This window comes from Arthrobacter sp. H5 (genome assembly GCF_000520595.1).
In the GTDB taxonomy this organism is placed as follows: domain Bacteria; phylum Actinomycetota; class Actinomycetes; order Actinomycetales; family Micrococcaceae; genus Arthrobacter_D.
Genome location: NZ_KI914989.1, coordinates 44,518 through 62,993, shown reverse-complemented (window position 1 = coordinate 62,993; position 18,476 = coordinate 44,518). Strand labels below are relative to the sequence as shown.

The 18,476-nt window shown below is 63.1% G+C and carries 23 protein-coding genes and 2 pseudogenes; 10 read left to right on the top strand and 15 right to left on the bottom strand.

Going from position 1 to position 18,476, the window contains the following annotated elements; genetic code table 11:
* From Y708_RS23760 to Y708_RS0107950, 3 genes are all read right to left on the bottom strand, one after another.
* The coding region (locus Y708_RS23760) for an ATP-binding cassette domain-containing protein (RefSeq protein WP_035775699.1) at positions 1-1,403 on the bottom strand (1,403 nt) is incomplete at its 3' end.
* A 156-nt stretch (positions 1,404-1,559) separates the two neighbouring features.
* Positions 1,560-1,916, bottom strand: coding sequence for a VOC family protein (locus tag Y708_RS0107955; protein WP_028279512.1), 357 nt, complete (start codon positions 1,914-1,916; stop codon positions 1,560-1,562).
* A gap of 2 nt (positions 1,917-1,918) precedes the next feature.
* Positions 1,919-2,128, bottom strand: a complete 210-nt coding sequence (locus tag Y708_RS0107950; protein WP_028279511.1) for a dodecin — start codon at positions 2,126-2,128, stop codon at positions 1,919-1,921.
* A 180-nt stretch (positions 2,129-2,308) separates the two neighbouring features.
* On the opposite strand from Y708_RS0107950, the gene Y708_RS0107945 reads away from it, so the two are divergent.
* The 4 genes from Y708_RS0107945 to Y708_RS0107930 all read left to right on the top strand — a co-directional run bounded on the left by Y708_RS0107945 (position 2,309) and on the right by Y708_RS0107930 (position 5,839).
* Complete coding sequence (locus tag Y708_RS0107945) at positions 2,309-2,749, top strand: VOC family protein (protein WP_028279510.1); 441 nt, start codon at positions 2,309-2,311, stop codon at positions 2,747-2,749.
* A gap of 93 nt (positions 2,750-2,842) precedes the next feature.
* On the top strand, positions 2,843-3,790 hold the full coding sequence (locus Y708_RS0107940) for a 1,4-dihydroxy-2-naphthoyl-CoA synthase (RefSeq protein WP_028279509.1): 948 nt from the start codon (positions 2,843-2,845) through the stop codon (positions 3,788-3,790).
* Between the two features lie 7 nt (positions 3,791-3,797).
* Entirely contained in the window at positions 3,798-4,931 is a 1,134-nt protein-coding gene (locus Y708_RS23755) for an AMP-binding protein (RefSeq protein WP_051478820.1), read from the top strand.
* Between the two features lie 23 nt (positions 4,932-4,954).
* The gene (locus Y708_RS0107930) at positions 4,955-5,839 is read left to right on the top strand and encodes a 1,4-dihydroxy-2-naphthoate polyprenyltransferase (RefSeq protein WP_028279508.1); all 885 of its coding nucleotides are present in this window, start codon (positions 4,955-4,957) and stop codon (positions 5,837-5,839) included.
* Positions 5,840-5,851: 12 nt separating this feature from the next.
* Here Y708_RS0107930 and Y708_RS0107925 read toward each other — a convergent pair whose 3' ends face one another.
* Positions 5,852-6,148 (bottom strand): DUF4229 domain-containing protein, encoded by a 297-nt coding sequence (locus Y708_RS0107925; protein WP_028279507.1) that lies wholly within the window; start codon positions 6,146-6,148, stop codon positions 5,852-5,854.
* 30 nt (positions 6,149-6,178) lie between these two features.
* Here Y708_RS0107925 and Y708_RS0107920 point away from each other — a divergent pair, with 30 nt between their 5' ends.
* On the top strand, positions 6,179-6,607 hold the full coding sequence (locus tag Y708_RS0107920) for a PLD nuclease N-terminal domain-containing protein (RefSeq protein ID WP_028279506.1): 429 nt from the start codon (positions 6,179-6,181) through the stop codon (positions 6,605-6,607).
* A 95-nt stretch (positions 6,608-6,702) separates the two neighbouring features.
* Here the strand turns inward: Y708_RS0107920 and soxR are convergent, their stop codons facing one another.
* Entirely contained in the window at positions 6,703-7,167 is a 465-nt protein-coding gene (gene soxR / locus Y708_RS0107915; protein ID WP_035775698.1) for a redox-sensitive transcriptional activator SoxR, read from the bottom strand.
* A 57-nt stretch (positions 7,168-7,224) separates the two neighbouring features.
* Here soxR and Y708_RS31500 point away from each other — a divergent pair.
* Positions 7,225-7,952, top strand: a pseudogene (locus Y708_RS31500) (SDR family NAD(P)-dependent oxidoreductase).
* On the top strand, positions 7,949-8,992 hold the full coding sequence (locus Y708_RS0107905) for an S-adenosylmethionine:tRNA ribosyltransferase-isomerase (protein ID WP_028279504.1): 1,044 nt from the start codon (positions 7,949-7,951) through the stop codon (positions 8,990-8,992). The pseudogene Y708_RS31500 and the gene Y708_RS0107905 overlap by 4 nt, the downstream one beginning before the upstream one ends.
* On the opposite strand, the gene ccsB is transcribed toward Y708_RS0107905, so the two are convergent.
* From ccsB to Y708_RS0107880, 5 genes are all read right to left on the bottom strand, one after another.
* Positions 8,983-10,011, bottom strand: a complete 1,029-nt coding sequence (gene ccsB / locus Y708_RS0107900; protein WP_028279503.1) for a c-type cytochrome biogenesis protein CcsB — start codon at positions 10,009-10,011, stop codon at positions 8,983-8,985. The genes Y708_RS0107905 and ccsB overlap by 10 nt on opposite strands.
* The gene (locus tag Y708_RS23745; protein WP_081746587.1) at positions 10,011-11,699 is read right to left on the bottom strand and encodes a cytochrome c biogenesis protein ResB; all 1,689 of its coding nucleotides are present in this window, start codon (positions 11,697-11,699) and stop codon (positions 10,011-10,013) included. Before Y708_RS23745 ends, ccsB begins: the two co-directional genes overlap by 1 nt.
* Complete coding sequence (locus Y708_RS0107890) at positions 11,699-12,412, bottom strand: cytochrome c biogenesis CcdA family protein (RefSeq protein WP_051478848.1); 714 nt, start codon at positions 12,410-12,412, stop codon at positions 11,699-11,701. The genes Y708_RS23745 and Y708_RS0107890 overlap by 1 nt, the downstream gene beginning before the upstream one ends.
* Positions 12,413-12,502: 90 nt before the next feature.
* Positions 12,503-13,042, bottom strand: a complete 540-nt coding sequence (locus Y708_RS0107885) for a TlpA family protein disulfide reductase (protein WP_051478819.1) — start codon at positions 13,040-13,042, stop codon at positions 12,503-12,505.
* Between the two features lie 119 nt (positions 13,043-13,161).
* A complete protein-coding gene (locus Y708_RS0107880; protein WP_028279500.1) occupies positions 13,162-13,827 on the bottom strand; it encodes a histidine phosphatase family protein in 666 nt (221 codons plus the stop codon).
* A 205-nt stretch (positions 13,828-14,032) separates the two neighbouring features.
* Here Y708_RS0107880 and Y708_RS0107875 point away from each other — a divergent pair, with 205 nt between their 5' ends.
* Together Y708_RS0107875 and Y708_RS23740 are read left to right on the top strand one after the other, a co-directional pair.
* Positions 14,033-14,581: a YceI family protein gene (locus tag Y708_RS0107875; RefSeq protein WP_028279499.1), complete on the top strand. Its 549-nt coding sequence runs from the start codon at positions 14,033-14,035 to the stop codon at positions 14,579-14,581.
* Positions 14,582-14,764: 183 nt separating this feature from the next.
* The gene (locus Y708_RS23740) at positions 14,765-15,391 is read left to right on the top strand and encodes a hypothetical protein (RefSeq protein ID WP_155853780.1); all 627 of its coding nucleotides are present in this window, start codon (positions 14,765-14,767) and stop codon (positions 15,389-15,391) included.
* A gap of 10 nt (positions 15,392-15,401) precedes the next feature.
* On the opposite strand, the gene Y708_RS23735 is transcribed toward Y708_RS23740, so the two are convergent.
* Complete coding sequence (locus Y708_RS23735; RefSeq protein ID WP_051478817.1) at positions 15,402-16,115, bottom strand: redox-sensing transcriptional repressor Rex; 714 nt, start codon at positions 16,113-16,115, stop codon at positions 15,402-15,404.
* A gap of 140 nt (positions 16,116-16,255) precedes the next feature.
* Entirely contained in the window at positions 16,256-16,528 is a 273-nt protein-coding gene (locus Y708_RS0107860) for a glutaredoxin family protein (RefSeq protein WP_035775764.1), read from the bottom strand.
* A 67-nt stretch (positions 16,529-16,595) separates the two neighbouring features.
* On the opposite strand from Y708_RS0107860, the gene Y708_RS0107855 reads away from it, so the two are divergent.
* Positions 16,596-17,408, top strand: coding sequence for an HAD family hydrolase (locus Y708_RS0107855; RefSeq protein WP_051478816.1), 813 nt, complete (start codon positions 16,596-16,598; stop codon positions 17,406-17,408).
* A 104-nt stretch (positions 17,409-17,512) separates the two neighbouring features.
* On the opposite strand, the gene Y708_RS28270 is transcribed toward Y708_RS0107855, so the two are convergent.
* The 3 genes and pseudogenes from Y708_RS28270 to Y708_RS23730 form a co-directional block, all read right to left on the bottom strand.
* Complete coding sequence (locus Y708_RS28270) at positions 17,513-17,611, bottom strand: 30S ribosomal protein bS22 (RefSeq protein ID WP_003792170.1); 99 nt, start codon at positions 17,609-17,611, stop codon at positions 17,513-17,515.
* A gap of 187 nt (positions 17,612-17,798) precedes the next feature.
* On the bottom strand, positions 17,799-18,011 hold the full coding sequence (locus Y708_RS0107850) for a helix-turn-helix domain-containing protein (protein ID WP_028279496.1): 213 nt from the start codon (positions 18,009-18,011) through the stop codon (positions 17,799-17,801).
* A gap of 159 nt (positions 18,012-18,170) precedes the next feature.
* Positions 18,171-18,476: pseudogene (locus tag Y708_RS23730) on the bottom strand (3-deoxy-7-phosphoheptulonate synthase); the annotation flags it as partial.

The following is an 18,476-nucleotide window of genomic DNA, read 5'->3' as shown; positions in this document are numbered from 1 at the left end:
AACGCGAGCCGCCTGTATTGGCCCGCGGATAGGGAACCGACTGGAACGGTGAAATCCGCCGACCGGAACAGTCCGAGATTGAGCAGCCTGTCAGCATGCTCGTCGATGTCGCCGCGTAACCCGGAAGCAAACGCGGGAAGCAGCCTGATCGAGGGACGCTCCGGCAGTGGAAGCTCCTGAGGGAGGTACCCGAGCCGTCCACGCCGCTTCATCGCACCCTGATGATCCCCGGCCTGCCCCGAGATTACGTTCAACAGCGTTGTCTTGCCAGCCCCGTTGGCGCCCGTCACCAGCAGCTTTTCGCCCGCTGTCACCTCCAGAGATGGCACAGTCAGCTGGTCACCAACTGTGATGTCCCGAAGCGAAATCACAGAGCCGTGAAGGGTATGTCCACCGAATTGCGCCGACAGGACCAGCGGGCGCGGCGGGCGCTCCACCGGGTTGTCCTCGAGCCTGCGGAGGCGTTCCTGCGCATTCCGCTTTTGGCTGGTGACTGCTTCCTGCACCGTGCCCTGTTTGAAATCAAAACCCATTTTGTCGCGGTCGCGCCGCCTGCCGTATCCCATCCGCTCCTCCACGGCAGCAGCCTTGATCCGCTCTGCGGCCTTGGCATCCAACCACTCCCGGTACTCCTGCTCCCAGCGCCGGCGTTCCGCGGTCTTCGCCGACCGGTACCCCTCGTACCCATCGCCGTAGCGGCGCACCTGCCGTCGGTCTGCATCGAGCTCGATGATCGCGGTGGCGAAAGTTCGCAGGAACGCGCGGTCGTGGGAGACCGCAACAACCGCCCCGCGGTGGGAGGCGAGTTCGCGTTCCAACCAGGCGACGGCGTCGTCGTCGAGGTGGTTGGTCGGCTCGTCCAAGAGCAGCAGAGCCGCACGGTCCGCGAGCAGGCAGGCCAGCGCCAGGCGCTCCTGCTCACCGCCCGAGAGTGAATCTAACGAGCGGGAGCGCGTGATGTGACCCAGTTTGAGATGGCCCATGGCCGCGTTGACGCGGGCGTCGATCTTGTAGCCACCGTGCAGGGCGAACTCTGTCTGCAGGTCGCCGTAGCGGGCGAGTTCTGCGCCGGAAGCGCCGTCCAGGCGGGATTCCAGGGAGCGGAGCTCCGCCTCCATACCGCGGACGCCGGCAAGCGCGGCGTCGATAACGTCGCCTACCAGGTCCGACGGCGGGTGGTCCAGCGTCTGGGCAAGATAGCCCACGCGCCCGTGGATGCGGATGCTGCCCGCGTTGGGCTCTTCGCGGCCGGACAGCAGCCGCAGCATGGTGGATTTGCCCGCGCCGTTTTCACCCACCAGAGCCACGCGTTCACCGTGCGTGACCACCAGGTCAACACGCTCCAGCAGAAGCTTGTCGCCATATCCGTGCGACACGTTGGAGAGAGAAAGATGTTGGGTCAAGAACTACCTCGCAGTTGTCGAAAAGGCACCGGCGGAGCGCCCCGGGATTGCACATCGGGGCTAGCTCAACGCCGGCGAGAATGACTGGTGCGGGTTACAACCTCATAGTTCCTAGAGTGCCCTTGCGAAGCGGATTCGTCAACGGGCGGTTGAGGGTTAGGGCGGCGGTTGGTGAAGGCCAAACGGCGAGCCCTGGTCATCCCGGCAGATCTTGAAACGGCCAAACTTTGCCACCGATTCCTCCCCGCCGTCGACGTCCATGTCCTCGACCGTCCCGCCGAGGGCGCGAAGCCTTTCCACCGCGCCGCCCAAATCATCAACACGGAAGAAGAGGTAAGGCGCCGCTCCCTTGTCTCCGCTATGGATCCCGGCCGGAATCTGCGGGCCGCCGATCGTGTACCCCTTGCCGGAGGTTCCAGGCTCAAAGCTCCAGCCAAACAACTCCGAGTAGAACGTCTTGCCGCGTTCTGTGTCCTCGACTCCGAGTTCAATGAAGGACAGTTCGCCGGCCATGGTCACCCTTCCAGCCGGAACCCGAGCTTCACGGTGACCTGCCAGTCTGCAACGACACCGTCCACCAGGTGCCCGCGGACTTCCTTGACTTCAAACCAGTCGAGGTTGCGGAGCGTCTTGGCGGCCTGTGTGACGGCGTTGGTGACCGCGGCATCGATGCCGTCCGGTGACGTGCCAACGACCTCGGAAATGCTGTAGGTGTGGTTTGCCATGCTTCCTCCTTGACCATGGCCCCGGTGGGCGTGCGCCGGTGGGGCGGATGGGGCGGATGCTAGTCCTGATGTTCCGTTCGGTCTAGTGGTGAACGGGTGGAACGACGACGGCGCGCATTACGGACAGTGGTTGTCCTCAGGAGGCTGGTGTGCCGTGCCCGGGGTGCCTACGCTCATCCCATGGCATACAACATACAAATAGCGGTTGACTGCAGGAACCCGCACCAACTCGCCGACTGGTGGGCAGAGACGCTGGAGTGGGCGGTGGAACCGCAGGACGAGGCTTTCATCCGGTCCATGATCGATCAGGGGTTTGCCATGGAGTCGGAGACGCAGCTGCACAAAGGCAGGCTGGTCTGGCGGGCTGGCGCCGCGATCCGCCCTCCGGAGGAACTCGACGCAAAGAAACCCCAACGCCGCCTGCTGTTCCAGACCGCACCGGAGGGGAAAACCGTCAAGAACCGGGTGCACTGGGATGTGGCCCTGGACGGCCGCAACAAGGACGAGGTGCGCAAAGCCTTGGAAGCACGCGGGGCAACTTTTCTTTGGACTGCCAGCCAGGGACCGCACGAATGGCGCACCATGGCCGATCCTGAGGGCAACGAATTCTGCATCGCGTGAATCGGCCGCCGGGGACAGCCGCCGCGGACATAAGTTCGTCCGCGATGGATTGTGAGGGCTTTGAGTCCCCAATCCGGTCGCTAGACTCGATTGGTGACCATTGACCTTCCCCCTCAGGTATCCGACATCTTTGACCCCACCCGGTGGCGCCTTGTCGATGGCTTCGAGCACCTTCAGGACATCACTTACCACCGCCAAGTAGCACGCAGCGGGGCGGATACAAAGGACCTGCCCACCGTGCGCATCGCCTTCAACCGCCCTGAAGTACGCAATGCCTTCCGTCCCGACACGGTGGATGAGCTGTACCGCGCCATGGACCACGCCCGGATGACGCCGGACGTTGCTACGGTTCTCCTCACCGGCAACGGTCCGTCTCCGAAGGACGGCGGGCACTCCTTCTGCTCGGGCGGGGACCAGCGGATCCGTGGCCGCGATGGCTACAGGTATGCCGAAGGCGAGAGCAGGGAAACCATCGACCCGGCCCGGGCCGGCCGGCTGCACATCCTGGAAGTCCAGCGGCTCATGCGCACCATGCCCAAAGTGGTGATCGCCGTCGTCAACGGCTGGGCGGCCGGTGGCGGCCACAGCCTCCACGTTGTGGCGGACCTGACCATCGCCTCCCTCGAGCACGGCCGGTTCAAGCAGACCGACGCCACTGTGGGCAGTTTTGACGCCGGCTACGGCTCGGCCCTGCTGGCCCGCCAGATCGGGCAGAAAAAGGCCCGGGAGGTCTTCTTCCTAGCCCGCGGATACTCGGCCGAGGACATGGTTGCCATGGGCGCCATCAACGAGGCTGTGGCCCACGAAGACCTTGAAAACAAGGCCCTGGAATACGCCGCAGACATCGCACGCCAAAGCCCGCAGGCCATCCGGATGCTGAAGTTCGCCTTCAACCTTGCCGATGACGGCCTCGCCGGTCAACAGGTCTTCGCGGGCGAAGCCACCCGCCTTGCCTACATGACGGATGAGGCGGTTGAAGGAAAGGAAGCGTTCCTGGAAAAACGCGATCCGGACTGGTCCAATTATCCCTACTACTTCTAGGCGCCCCATGGAACTTCTTCCCCTCCACACCCCGCCCGAATCCGACCCGCACGCACTGCTCAAGCCACTCGCTGAGGCACTGTCGGGCGAGGGTCCCGCGGTGGCGCCCCACGCGGACAAGGATCAAACCTTCAGCGGAGGGCTGCCCAACGATGACATTGCCGCCATCCTCAGCACCTCCGGTTCCACGGGCACCCCCAAACAGACAATGCTCAGCGTCGACGCGCTCGCCGCATCCTCCATGGGCACTGCGCTTGCGCTCAAGGCTGAGGGCCAGTGGCTTCTCACCCTTCCCGTGCACTACGTCGCAGGCTTCCAGGTGCTGGTCCGCTCGCTCTACGCGGGAACGCGCCCATGGGCGATGGACCTTTCCGGCGCATTCTCGCCCCAAATATTCACCGACGCCGCAGCCGAGCTGACCGACCGCGTTCGCTTCACGTCGCTGGTTCCCACGCAACTGCACCGCCTCCTCGATGACCCCGCTCCAGAAACCATCAAGGTGCTGCAGCGGTTCAACGCGATCCTGCTTGGCGGCGCGTCCGTCAGCGACACGCTTCGGGAGAAGGCCCGCAAACACGAACTCAAAATCGTGCGCGCCTATGGCATGAGCGAAACCTGCGGGGGCTGCGTGTACGACGGCGTCCCCCTTGAGGGCGTGGAACTCACCAATGACGCAGGCCGGTTGTGGATCAGCGGCCCCATACTCGCCGACGGTTACCTGGGGCAACCGGAACTCACTGCCGACAGGTTTCCGTTCAACTCAGGCCGGCGCTGGTTCAAGACGGACGACGACGGCACCATGGACGGTGGCGTACTCACCATCAACGGACGGATCGACGACGTCATCGTGACCGGTGGACTTAAGGTCTCCGCCGCGGCCGTCTCCAGCGCGATCGAAGACATGGACGAGGTGCGCCAGGCGCTGGTGCTGGGTATCCCGAACTCCGAGTGGGGCACCCAGGTTGCTGCCGCCGTCGTCGGCTCCGTCAGCCCGGACGCCGTCAGGAGGCATACGCTGGAACGGCTCGGCGGGCACGCAGTGCCCAAGACCATCCTCACCCTCGATGCGCTGCCGCTGCTGCCCAACGGCAAACCGGACCGGATGGCCGTGCGGGCGCTGCTTGAACAGTCCAGCCTCTAACACCCGACAGGAAGGAGCGACCCGTGGCCACTGCTGCCCAATGGATCGAGGGCGCCCGCCCACGCACGCTGCCGATGGCCATTGCGCCAGTCATTATCGGCTGCGCCGCGGCCTTCGACCTCGACGCCTTCAAGCCGATCCATGCACTCCTCGCGGCTATCGTTGCGGTTCTGCTGCAGGTAGGCGTGAACTACGCCAATGACTATTCCGACGGCGTCCGCGGCACCGACAATGACAGGGTGGGTCCGCTGCGGCTCACTGGCTCGGGAGCGACGCGGCCGCGGCAGGTGAAGTGGGCAGCGTTCGCGAGCTTCGCGCTGGCGATGACCGCCGGCACCACCCTGATAGTGCTTTCCCAAACCTGGTTCCTGCTGCTGGTGGGAGTGGGTTGCGTGGCGGCGGCATGGGGTTATACGGGCGGCCGGAACCCTTACGGCTACATGGGGCTGGGCGACCTGTTTGTCTTCGTCTTTTTCGGTCTGGTGGCCACCCTCGGCACCACCTACACACAGGCCGGACAGCTCAACCCGGTGGCTTGGGTGGGCGCCATCAGCACGGGCATCATCGCTATGGCCCTGCTGATGGCCAACAACGTACGGGACATTCCCACCGACAGGGAAGCCGGAAAGAACACGCTCGCGGTCCGCCTGGGCGACACCGCCGCCAGGGTTAGTTACGTGATGATGCTGGCGATCGCCCTGCTGCTGCCCCTATTCCTCGCCTACGACTATCCATGGGTGCTGCTGGTGCTGCTGCTCATTCCGCTGTGCCTGATGCCGAGCTGGCTGATGCTCAAAGGAAAGAAGCGCCGAAGCCTGATTCCGGTGCTGAAGCAGACCAGCATTATCAATCTGGGCTTTAGCCTGCTGTTCGGAGCGGGAATTCTCCTGACCAGCGTGCTGGCCTGAATCAGTGGGGCGCTAGCCGCGGTTTCGTCGGTCGGCGTTGACGGGGCTGTTGGGATCATAATGGTCCTCCGCCTCGGCATCACCAAGCTCCGCGACAGTACGCGCGGGCGGCGTATCTTCGCGGAAACGGCGCTGCAGTGACGCGGAAGCCGCGTCCCGCATCGCTCTGAAGAACAAGTAGGTCACGCACCAGGCAAGCACAGCCGCGATCACTGCGGACATGATGGCGCCCAATCCCATCCAGTAGCAGATGACAAAGAACACCAGGACAAAGCCCAGTCGCAGGGCAGTAAATTTGAAGAAGGCCACCGCTCAAGTTTACTCGCCTACAATTGATGCATGCCCCGCCTGTTGTTGTTCCTAGCCATCGTTGGAGTTGCCGTCATTGTGTACGCGCTCTTCGACTGCATCATGAGCCGTGCCGAAGAGGTCCGGAGCATTTCCAAGCCCGCCTGGGTCATCACCATTCTCCTGGTGCCCCTGCTCGGCGCAGGGTTATGGTTCCTTTTTGGCCGGCCCCGTTCAGGCGGATCTCCATCCCCACGGGTCACGGACCCGCGTCATCCCACCGCGCCGGACGACGATCCGCAGTTCCTCCGCAACCTTGAAACCCGCCGCCGGCAGCAGGCCAAGGAGGCGGAGCTTCGTCGGCGCGAAGAAGAGTTGAAGGCGCAGGAACGGGAAAAGAAGAACGACGACGGCGCCTCCAATAGCGACAACCCGGATTCCGAAGATCCCCGGCAGGGCCCGGGCAGCAAGACCGCTTAACGCGGGCCACTGGGCAGGATCTCCACGCGCGCCCAACATATCGGTCGATCACCCGTGGTCCATCAAGCGAGGCACGAGCGCGTGGAGAACCGACATCAGGACGGCCGGCGCAGCGGTCCCGGCAGGTAGGCTGCGCCGGGCCCGCGGCTGGCGACAACATCCTCCGGGTTCTGGATGCCGCAGTTTTTCAGCGACAGGCAGCCGCAGCCAATACAGGAGTCCAGCCCGTCGCGCAGCGCCGTCAGCGCCCTGATCTGCTCGTCCAGGCGGCCTTTCCAGCTGCGGGAGAGCCGCTCCCAATCGGCCCGGCTGGGCGGTCTTCCACCGGGAAGTGCTGAGAGGGCATCACCCACCTCGTCAAGGCTCAGGCCCACATTGCGTGCCGCACGGATGAAGGCCAGCCGGCGCAGAACGTTGCGCTGATAGCGCCGCTGTCCAGCGCTTGTCCTCGTTGCTTCGATCAGGCCCATCCGTTCATAGAAACGCAGTGCCGAGGTGGCGAACCCACTCCGCTCGGCCACCTGGCCCACGGCCAGAAGATCCCGTGTCTGGAGCGCCATCATCTTTCCCCTCTTCAGCCCTTGACTTGAAGTTAACTTCAACTTCAATACTGGATCATGCACCGCACATCCACAAGGGAGGACATCATGCCCACAGCACTCATCACCGGCGCATCACTGGGCTTTGGCCGCGCTCTGGCCACGGAACTGATCCTGGAAGGCTGGGCGGTCATAGCGAACGGCCGCCGATCCGGCCTGCTCGATGAGCTCAGCCGCGACGTTGGGCAGGGCACTCTGGTACCGGTCCCGGGGGACATTACCGATCCGGCACATCGACAGCAGATCCTCGAGGAGGTCCAACGCCTCGGCTCGTTAGACCTGCTCGTCAACAACGCGAGCTCCCTCGGGCCCAGCCCCCTCCCGCCGCTCAGGCACTATCCGCTGAAGGAGCTCACTGACGTCTACCAGACCAACGTGGTGGCGCCGCTCGCAATGTTTCAGCTGGTGCGCCGCTGCTCGCGGACTCCCGCGGCGTCGTCGTCAACATCTCCTCCGACGCCGCCATGGAAGCCTACGAAGGCTGGGGCGGTTACGGATCATCGAAGGCAGCGCTGGACCAGCTGAGCGCTGTCCTTGGCGCCGAGGAATCCACCATCAGCGTCTACGCTTTCGATCCTGGCGACATGCGCACCGCGATGCATCAGCAGGCATTTCCGGGAGAGGACATTTCCGACCGGGCGCTCCCGGAGACGGTGGTTCCCGCGTTGCTTTCCATGGTGGCGCAACGGCCGCCCAGCGGGCGATACAGTGCAGCTGAATTCCTCGCGAAAGGGACCGCGCGATGAACGTTCTGACGAAGTTTGAACTGCCCGAAAGCTTTTCCGCAACCGAACCGCCCGAGGCACGCGGCATTTCCCGGGACCAGGTGCGGCTCCTGGTTTCGGACGGTCACACCATTACGCACGGCCGTTTCGCCGACCTTCCGCGTTTCCTGCACCGCGGGGACCTCCTTGTTGCCAATGATTCCGCCACCCTTGCGGCAGCCGTGGATGGCCGGTTGGCGGACGGGCGTCCCGTCACGGTCCACTTCGCCACCGAGCTCGACGACGGCACCTGGGTGGTCGAGGTGCGCCCGGCCGTGGACGCAGCCGGCCCAGTGCCGGGACTGGAGAGCGGTGATCTGGTGCACCTCCCCGCACGCACCGCTCTCACCCTGCTTGACCCGTACCCGGACGCTGCACCCAAGCGGCTCTGGACAACGGACGCGCGCAATATCGCCAGGCTCCTGAAAAACCACGGGCGGCCCATCACCTACGGGTACGTTCCGCGTCGCTGGCCGCTCGCCGATTACCAAACGATTTTCGGCGTGACCCCCGGCAGCGCCGAGATGCCGAGCGCCGGGCGACCCTTCACCCCCGGAGTACTGGAGGGATTGCGGGCGGAAGGCGTGAGCCTGGCGCGCATCACACTGCACACAGGCGTGTCGTCACCGGAGAGCGGCGAGCCGCCCAGCCCGGAGCGCTTTGTGGTTCCGGCGGAGACCGCACTGCTGGTCAATTCAACGCACGACGCCGACGGCCGGGTGATCGCGGTCGGAACCACCGCGACACGGGCGTTGGAGTCCGTGGCGGACACGGCTGGCCGGGTGAGTCCTGGCACCGGATGGACCCACCTGATACTTGGTCCAGACCGTCCCGCACGCACGGTGGGCGGGCTGATCACCGGCTGGCATGCTCCGGGTGCGTCGCACCTGCTGCTACTCGAAGCGGTGGCGGGCGCCGCCGTCGTCGGGCGTGCTTACCAGGAGGCACTGGCGAACCGCTACCTGTGGCACGAGTTCGGGGACAGCGCTCTGCTCTTGGCGCCCCGGAGGACTCAGGCGTAGCTGTGCAGCCCTGAGAAGTAGACGTTCACAATCGTGAAGTTGAAGACGATGCAGAGGTACCCGGTGATCGACAGCCATGCCGCCCGTGTCCCGGTCCAGCCGCGGGTGGCCCGGGCGTGCAGGTAGCCCGCAAAAACAACCCAGATCACAAAGGTCCACACCTCTTTGGTGTCCCAGCCCCAGTATCTGCCCCAGGCCTGTTCTGCCCAGATGGCACCCGCCATCAGGGTGAACGTCCACATGACAAACGCGATCGCGTTGATCCGGTAGGACAGGTTTTCCAGGCTCAGCGCGGAAGGCACCAGCCGCATGAACGGTGTCTTGTCCTGTTTGCCCGCGAGCAGCCGGCTCATGCGGTCCGCCTGGATCAGCTGAAGCACGGACATGGCGAAGGTCAGGGTAAACAGTGCCGACGCCGTGACCGCCACCGACACATGGATGATCAGCCAGTAGCTCTGCAGGGCGGGAACCAGGTTGCCCACCGGGGTGGGAAATCCAATGGTGGCCGCGCAGAGCATGACCACAACCAGCCCAATGACAAAGGTTCCCAGGAACCGCAGGTCCTTGCGCGTGAGTACCAACAGAAACACCACAGCGACCACCAAAGCGCCGGTGGTGCAGAACTCGTACATGTTGCCCCAGGGCACGCGGCCCGCCGCCACTCCCCTGCTCACCACGGCTACACCATGCACGACGGCGGCAACAGCAGTCAGTGCCACAGCGATGCGTCCGACGACGCGGCGCTCGCCCTGATAGTCCATGGCGTCGTCGGCCGTTGCTGCGGCGGCATTGCCTGATGAAGCATTCTCCGCCCTGCCACGGCCTCCTGCCACCACACCGGCCGCAACGAGTTCGCGCTCCTGCTCCGACTCGGCAAGGCCGGCTTCCACTGCGCGGATTCTGCGGCTGCTCTTCACCAGGTCCCAGGTGAAGGCCACAAACGCCGCCGTGTAAGCGAGCGCCGCGAGGAGCATGAACAGCTCGCTGTACTGCCCCAGGGTTTCGTCAATGTTCTGCATCAGTTGTCCTTACCATGTGGTTGCCTGGAGCTCCGCGCGGAAGAGGTCTCCATGTCTCCATGTTCGTCTGTTGGGGCGGTGTCCGCCAGCCACCGTTCGCGGAACAGTTTGTCGAGTGCCCCACCTTCGCCGGCCAGCCGATGGTCCTCGCCGCGGGCAAGCAGCCCGTATTCCACCATCACCCGGCCGTCGTCGTGCGTGCCGGCGCGCACCCACGCGCGCCGTCGTCCGATGAAGAGAGATGCGCTCAATCCGGCGAGCGCCAGGGAGGAGAAAACCAGCGCGCCAACCTGCGCCGGATCGTGCGTGATGTCCAGGGCAACATAGCGCCGTAGCCCATCGAACGTGATGGAGCCCTTGCCGTCGGGGAGTTCCTGCGTCTCACCGGCGTCGAGCACTATGCCGCCGTCGTCGCTGTTCCTGCTGTTGAGTTCCGTCAGCTCCTCCGTGTCCAGCACGTAGACGTTCTTTGGTTCGCCGTCGTCCAGGCCCAGGTCACCGTAGTAGGAGTTGAGGTTCAACTGGGGAAGGAACGGGTCAGGGTCGCGGGAGAAGGACACGCCGTTCTCATCCACTGCGGCTGTCGGCAGGAAGAAGCCCACAAATCCCAGTTGGTCCGGCTGTGCGTCGGGGACCTTGATGACCACCAGGGAGGTGAAGAGGCCGTCCTGCGGAATTGAAACCACCGGCCCCTGATACGCGATGTTCCCGTCGCCGTCACGGACGGTGACCACCGGTGCGTAGCCGTTGCCCACCAGATAGACGCTGGTGCCGCCGATGGTCAGGGGGGCGTTGACCTTCAGGATCTGTTCCTCGGGCTCGGCGTCCGGGCCAGCCTTGGTGGTCATGGTGGCCGTGAAGTCGATTGGCTGGCCGTAGTGGGTGAGTTGGCGGTCAAAGCGGACATCGAAATTATCAAGGGTGACGGAGTACGGTTCCAACTGATTGTCGGAGAAATTGGTGCCGGGGTTGAACGAGTCATATCCCACCAGCGTGTTCACAAAGGTGTCACCCTCCACCAGGATCTTCTGTCCGCGGTAGCCGAACAACCCGCCGGCCGCAACTGAGACCAGCACGCCGATCAGTGACACATGGAAAATGAGGTTTCCCAGTTCCTTGGTGAACCCGCGTTCGGCTCCGACGGACGGCGTCTTGCCGTCCTCATCCCTGACGTCAACCCGGTAGCCGCGCTTCTTGAGCATCGCGGCGGCGTCGGTCACGGCCGAACCCGCCGTGACATCGCCACCCGGGATGGCAAGTGTACCGTAGACGGGCATGCGCGAGAGCCTGCGGGGGGTGCGCGGCGGCTTGGAGCGCACCGCCCTGGCATGGACCATCGCCCGTGGAATCACACAACCAATGAGTGAGATAAAGAGCAGCAGGTAGATCGCCGAGAACCAGACGGAGGAATAGACATCGAACAGCTGGAACCAGTCCAGGACCGGTCCGGCCTCCGGGTTGTTTCGGATGTACTGCGTCACCACCGCGGGATTGGCGGGACGCTGGGGGAACAGTGATCCGGGGACAGCGGCAACAGCCAGCAAAAGGAGCAGGAACAGCGCCGTACGCATGCTTGTGAGTTGGGTCCACGCCCAGCGCAGCGTTCCCACAAAACCCAGGGCGGGCAGCGATACGTCCGGCCTGCGGTCCTTTTCCGCCAGGGCGTGATCCTCTTTATCGGGGTACATCATATGGGTAACGTCACTCCCCCCAGCCACTGCTGCAGGTGGTTGATCCACAGGTTCCATACGCCTGAGACCATCAGCACTCCCACCAGGACGAGCATGCCCCCACCGAGACGCTGCAGGAGCAGGCGGTGACGGCGAAAGAAGGCCATGGCGCCCATTCCCCGGCGGATTCCGAGCGAAATAAGCAGAAACGGCAGCCCCAGGCCGAGGCAATACACAAAGGTCAGCAGCGCACCTTTGGCCGCACTCGCGTCGTCGTTGGAGAACGCCAGCAGCTGCACTGCCGACAATGTTGGGCCAATGCACGGAGCCCAGCCGAGGCCAAAAGTCAGTCCAAGCAGCGGCGCACCCCACAGACCGGTGGGGACGCGCGTGTGCAGCTTACGGTCACGCTGGAACCAGGAGAAGCCGCCAATGAAGACCACGCCGAGCAGGATAACCACCACGCCAAGCACTCTCAGCAGCCAATCCTGCGACCCGGCCATCCAGGCTCCCAGCTGGCCGAAGAGCGCACCGTAGGCCATGAAGACGGCGGAGAATCCCAAGACAAACAGGCCAATACCGGCGAACATCCGTCCGCGTTTCTGCTGCTCAAGATCAACACCGGTCAGGCCGGTTACGTAGCCAAGATAGCCCGGAACCAGCGGCAGCACACAGGGCGAGGCAAAAGACACCAGCCCGGCAAGCAGCGCAACCGGCAGCGCCAGCAGCATGGAACCGTTCAGCACGGTGTCGGCAAAGAGATTGCCTGCGGGTTGGAGTACGACGACGGCGCTCAGTTGGCTGGTCAAGGTCACGATGCGTTACTCAGCCAGCACGGCTTCGATGAGTGCGCTCAAGGTGCCCTTTTCGGCGAGCCCAAGGATGCGGGCGGAGACCCTGCCCTGCCGGTCCAGCACCAGTGTGGTGGGCACGGCCTGCGGCGGCACGTAGCTTGTCATGGCGAGCAGCACGCCGCCGTCCTTATCATTGAAACTGGGATAGGGGATACCGAAGCTGCGCTCGAAGGCCTCGGCCGTAGGCTGTTCATCCCTGATATTCACCCCAAAAAACTGGGGACCCTGCGGCGCGAACTCCTCATGCAGAGCCACAAGATCCGGTGCTTCCTTGCGGCACGGGGCGCAGGCCGCGTACCAGAAGTTCAGGACGGTCACCGTGCCCTGCCAGTCACGGGAGTTGACCGTAGTGCCGTTGTACAGGGTGCCGGACAATTCCACGGGAGCGCCGCGTTCCGCCTCGGCGTATTCCGTAACCGAGCCGTCCCCGGCGATGTAGTTCTTGTTGTTTCCTTCGGCGGCCTGCTGTGCCAGCGGGTCCTCCGCCGCGCAGGAGGCAAGCGCCATCGAGGCGGGTAATCCCAGGGCGAGGGCCGCTCCGAATTTCAAAATGGAGCGTCGGCCGGGAGCTTGGTTAGATTGAGTCACAGCTACTTCCACAATTTCTACAACGTGTAGTAATCCTATTACGCTCCCGGCAGGTTCGCCGCATCGCGCAGCAGATCAGCGCAGGGCTCCTGGTAGCTGACTCCCTCAAGCCGGCTTCCGGAAAACCGCAGCGAGGTCACGGAGGTCAGGCTGCATTGGCGGCGGCGGGGATCATGCCAGAGCCTCCTGTTCTCGGCAGCCAGGCGGGAGACCCAAATGGGCAGCTGATGACTGACCATGATGGCTTCCGCATCCTCTCCGTCCGACAGCTCCAAGGCATGCTTCCGGGCATCCTGGACTGCGGCCATTACGCGAGTCACCTGCTCCAGATAGGGCTCCCCCCACGATGGACGGAAGGGGTTGGTCAACATGCCCCAGTGCTTCGGGTTTCGTAGCTGGCTTTTAATCCCGGCCATACCTTCAAAACGGTTCTCGGCCTCAATGATCCGCTCTTCGGTCATAATCGTCAGACCGAGGGCCTTGGCGGTGGGCGTAGCCGTTTCCTGCGCACGGACCAGCGGTGACGCAATCAGATGGACAATCCGGGCGCCGTCGTCCCTTCGCTGTTCAAAGTGACCTGCGATCCGCTCGGCCATTTGATGACCCAGCGGGGACAGATGAAACTCCGGCAGCCGGCCGTACAACACGCCGCCCGGGTTATGGACCTCGCCGTGACGCACAAGGTGAACGGTTGCAATGGACATGTCCCCAGTTTCTCACCAGATGGGCCGCCCTCTAAATCGAGTGAAACCGGTCCTCGGTCCGTCCGCGGAAAATTTTATTGAACTTTGAACTGAATTCTGGAATAAAAGATGCAAATGCATGTTTATAGTAGGTGTAACCCAGCCGGCAACGGCCTACCCCTAAGCCACCACGCGGGCATTCCGCGTTTCATACAAGGAGAACACCATGGCAATTCCCACCGGCCTCACCAACGGCACCTGGACCCTCGACGGCGCTCACAGCGAAATTGGATTCAGTGTTCGCCACGCCGGGATCAGCAAGGTCCGCGGCAACTTCGACACGGTGGACGCAGCCCTGAACATAGGTCCGTCCCTGGAGGGCTCCAAGGTCGTCGCCACCATTCAGACCTCGTCATTCAACTCAAACGACGAGAACCGCGACGCCCATGTGCGCGGCGGCGACTTCTTCGACGCTGAGCAGTTTCCGGAGATGACCTTCGAATCCACGGGGGTAGCGGGTTCGGGCGAGACCTACCAGCTCACAGGAAACCTGACCATCCGCGGAATCACCAAGGAGGTTGTCATTGACACGGAGTTCAACGGCGTTGCCGTGGACCCCTTCGGCGCAACCCGGGCAGGATTCTCCGGACAGACCGTCATCTCCCGCAAGGAATTTGGGCTGACCTGGAACGCCGCGCTTGAGGCCGGCGGAGTCCTCGTGGGCGACAAAGTGACCATCAACCTCGACGCCGCATTCGTGGCTCCCGCAAAGTAGCCGACTCCCGAAGGCCACACCGCTCGTGAAACAACGAGGGGTGTGGCCTTTGGCGTTTGCAAAACGGGCTGTGAAAACCTGGAAAGCGCCACGGGCGGCGGTAATGTTGGTCGCAGGGTCCCGGATACACATTTCCTGAGGACGGGACCACACCTGCAGTCTTACCCATAGAACGGATGCGCGATGAGCACCCCACCCAGCAATACCGATCCCCAGCAGCCCCCGCCGGGCCAGAACCCGCACGGAGACCACCCGCCGCAAGGCCAAGACCCATACGGGCAGCAGCCCCCGTATGGACAACAGCAGAACCAGCCCCAGTCGCCATACGGTTATCAGGCCGCGCAACCGTCGGGCTACAGCTATCCGGCCGGATCCACGCCGGCCCCCGCGGCGAAACCCCCGATGCCCAAAGAGGTTAACCTGGCCTTCTGGCTGATCATTGCTGCTGGCGCGCTGTATTTCATCTCAAGCATCATGACGGCCATGGACCCGCTTGGAAACGCGGGCGTCGGACTCGACCAGATCGAATCCTCCGGGGTTGATCCGGACACGGTTGCCGGCCTTATCAGCACACTGTCGATTGTTCTTGGCATCGTGTTCACCGGACTGTACGTCCTGATCGCATTCTTCATCCGCAAAGGCAAAAACTGGGCACGCATCACGGGAACGGTCTTCGCGGCCCTGTCCATCTTTGGCATCGCGAGCGGGATTCTTCCGGCGGTCTACACCCTGCTTGGAATTGCGGGAATTGTTCTGTGCTTCCTCAAGCCATCCAACGAATACTTCAAACCTCAACCGGCGCGGTACTGACTCACGCAGCCTACTGGGCTGAACGGGCGCGGGCATCGGACTCCAGGTCCGGTTCCTGCGCCCGTTGTGCGTGATAAGCCAGAATCTGAAGTTCGGTTGCCATATCCACCTTGCGCAGCTGGACATGTTCAGGCACCTGAAGCACAACGGGGGCAAAGCTCAGAATGCTCGTCACCCCGGCGTTGACAAGTTCGTCGCAGAGCAGCTGTGCCACGCCGGCAGGCACTGCGAGTACAGCCATGTTTGCCCGGGTTCGTGCCAGCACCGTTGCGAGCTCGCGGATAGGACTCACCCGCAGCCAGCCCACTTCTGTGCCAACAACCATTTGATCCGCGTCGAATAGTGCAACAACTTCGAATCCCCTGGACTGAAAACCTGAATAGCCCGCCAACGCACGCCCGAGGTTGCCAGCCCCCAGAATCGCGACCCGCCAATCCTTTGTCAGGCCGAGCGCGGTTGAGATCTGTCCGTTCAGGTAGTGGACGTCGTACCCCACTCCCCTGGTGCCGTAAGAGCCGAGGTAGGAGAGGTCCTTACGCAGGATCGGGGAGTTTACGCCGGCCGCGTCGGCCAGCTCGTCCGAGGAAACCCTTTCTGTCCCTTCGGCCAGCAGTGAGTTGAGTGCGCGCAGGTAAATGGTCAGGCGGGAAAGCGAAGCAGGCGGAATATTCCGGCCATGCGCTTCGCCCGCGGCCCGTAATTCGGGTATCTCCGACGTTGACACTCTCCACCGCTCCGTTGCATTGCACGCCGTCCCAACGGCGCTATCCTCCACGGCGCTTCGCAGCCAAGAAGGAGTATCTCCACTTTATTGCGCTGGGCTTTCCCCTCAAAGTTCAATGAAGCCATACGCCAACAAAGGCTTCATTCCTGTGAAAGCAACCTCCGCAGCCGGTCTTCGTCGATCCTCCAAAAGTCCCGCTGAATGCCGTCAATCATCAGCACCGGAATCTCCTCCGCGAACTTTTCCAGCAACTCCGGGTGGTCCAGCACAGATCTCTCTCTCCATTGGAGTCCCAGTTCGGCCGCGACCCGCGCGACCACAGTACGCGCGTCCCCGCACAGATGGCATTGAGGCTTGGTGAGCAACACGATATCCGGCTGGGCCGCGCCCGCGGCCAGCTTATGCTGCTCCATCATCTCAAACTACCGCCTCGCCCTGCCTGCAACAGCATCCAGACCGGCAAGTGATTAGACTCGTCGTATGTCCGCAGCCAGCACGGAGTCCGCCGTGGAATCCCCAGCATTGCCCGGGCCGGGCGGTGAAGCCGCCTTTTTCGATGTGGACAACACCATGATGCGCGGCGCAAGCCTCTTTCATGTAGCCCGCAAAATGTACCAACGCCGGGCTTTCACTCTGAGGTTTGCGGCTGGGCTGGCTTGGAAACAGCTTCGGTTTGTCATGCGCGGCGAGAACATGACCGACATCAACTCTGTTCGGGATGCTGCTCTGGCCTTCGCCATCGGCATTGCCCACGAGGACGTCCTGGCATTGGGCGAGGAAGTCTACGACGAAATGATCGCGTCGAAAATCTGGCCGGGCGCGCGGGCGTTGGCTGACCAACACCTCAAGACCGGCCGCAGAGTGTGGTTGGTAACGGGCACACCGGTGGAAGTCGCGAGTGTGATTGCCAACAGGCTGGGGCTTACAGGTGCTTTGGGAACCGTGGGCGAAGTCTCTGACGGCTTTTACACCGGCAAACTGGTGGGCGAATTTTTGCATGGGCCGGCGAAGGCGGTTGCAGTCCGGGCCCTGGCGGAAAAGGAAAACCTGGATCTTGAGAGATGCTGGGGGTACAGCGACTCCTACAATGACATTCCGTTGCTCAGCATTGTGGGTCACCCTGTGGCCATCAACCCTGATCACCGGCTGCGCAGGCACGCCCGGGACAACAACTGGCCAATTTACGACTTCCGAAGCGGCAGACGCGCCGCCACACTCGGCCTCAAGGCGGCCACCGGCGCCGGCGCGGTCTACGGATTGTGGCGGGGGTTCGCGCGTATGCGCGACCGCTGACGCCAACGCAGAGTAGTTTTCGCACCATCTGACAGCGTGTTAAACCAAAACCGGCCCGCCAGGGTTGGCGGACCGGGAGCACTGCGCCGCTGGCGCAGCAGGCGCTACTTCTTGTTGCGGCGCTGGTGGCGGGTCTTACGAAGCAGCTTGCGGTGCTTCTTCTTGGCCATACGCTTGCGGCGCTTCTTAATTACTGAACCCACAAAGTCCTCACAAACTTCTATTCCGGTGTCCTGCAACCATCACCCTCTACGCTGGCGGTGGCGCCTGATTCTGACATTGACGCAAAACTCACATGAGACCGGCACCATGATGCCGCATGCAAAAACGCTCCTTAACAGGGTACCGCTAATTTGACGGAACCCCTGACCGATGGGCGCCCCCGCAGCCTTAGCCTGTCTCCGACTGCCCATCCACGGAGGCACCGCGTACGTACTGTTGAACAGCCGACTCCGGCACCCGATAGGATCTTCCGAACCGCACGGCCGGCATTTCCCCAGAATGAACCAAACGGTAGACAGTCATCTTCGAGACACGCATGACCTCAGCGACCTCCGCGACGGTAAGAAACCGCACATCCGAGAAATTGTTCCCGTCCGTCATTCCACCACAGTCCTTTTTCTCAGAGCAGTACCCTGGGGTTGGGCACTGACGAGCGGTGCCGACGATCACCCTAACGGCGTGTCGCCTTGTAATGTATCGATTATCCGCCTAGAGGAACACTCTAGTGGTTGATTTGGCTAAAGTGAAAGCGCAGTTTGGTCACAATCCGAACGTTCGCCGGATGCGGGAGCTGAGCGCGAGCTGCTTGAGGACTGACCCGGTAACCGACCATTCCATGCAGGCGTCCGTCACGCTCTGCCCGTAGACCAGGTCCACCCCGCGCTCCACGTCCAACGGCTGCGCACCGCCCACCAGAAAGCTCTCCAGCATGACTCCGGCGATGAGCGGCGAGGATTGGACGTTGACCGCGATTTCCAGTGCCACTTGCGCCTGACGGTGGTGGTTCTTGCCGCTGTTGGCAAGGCTTGCGTCGATAATCAGCCGCTCGTTGAGCCCCGCAGCGGA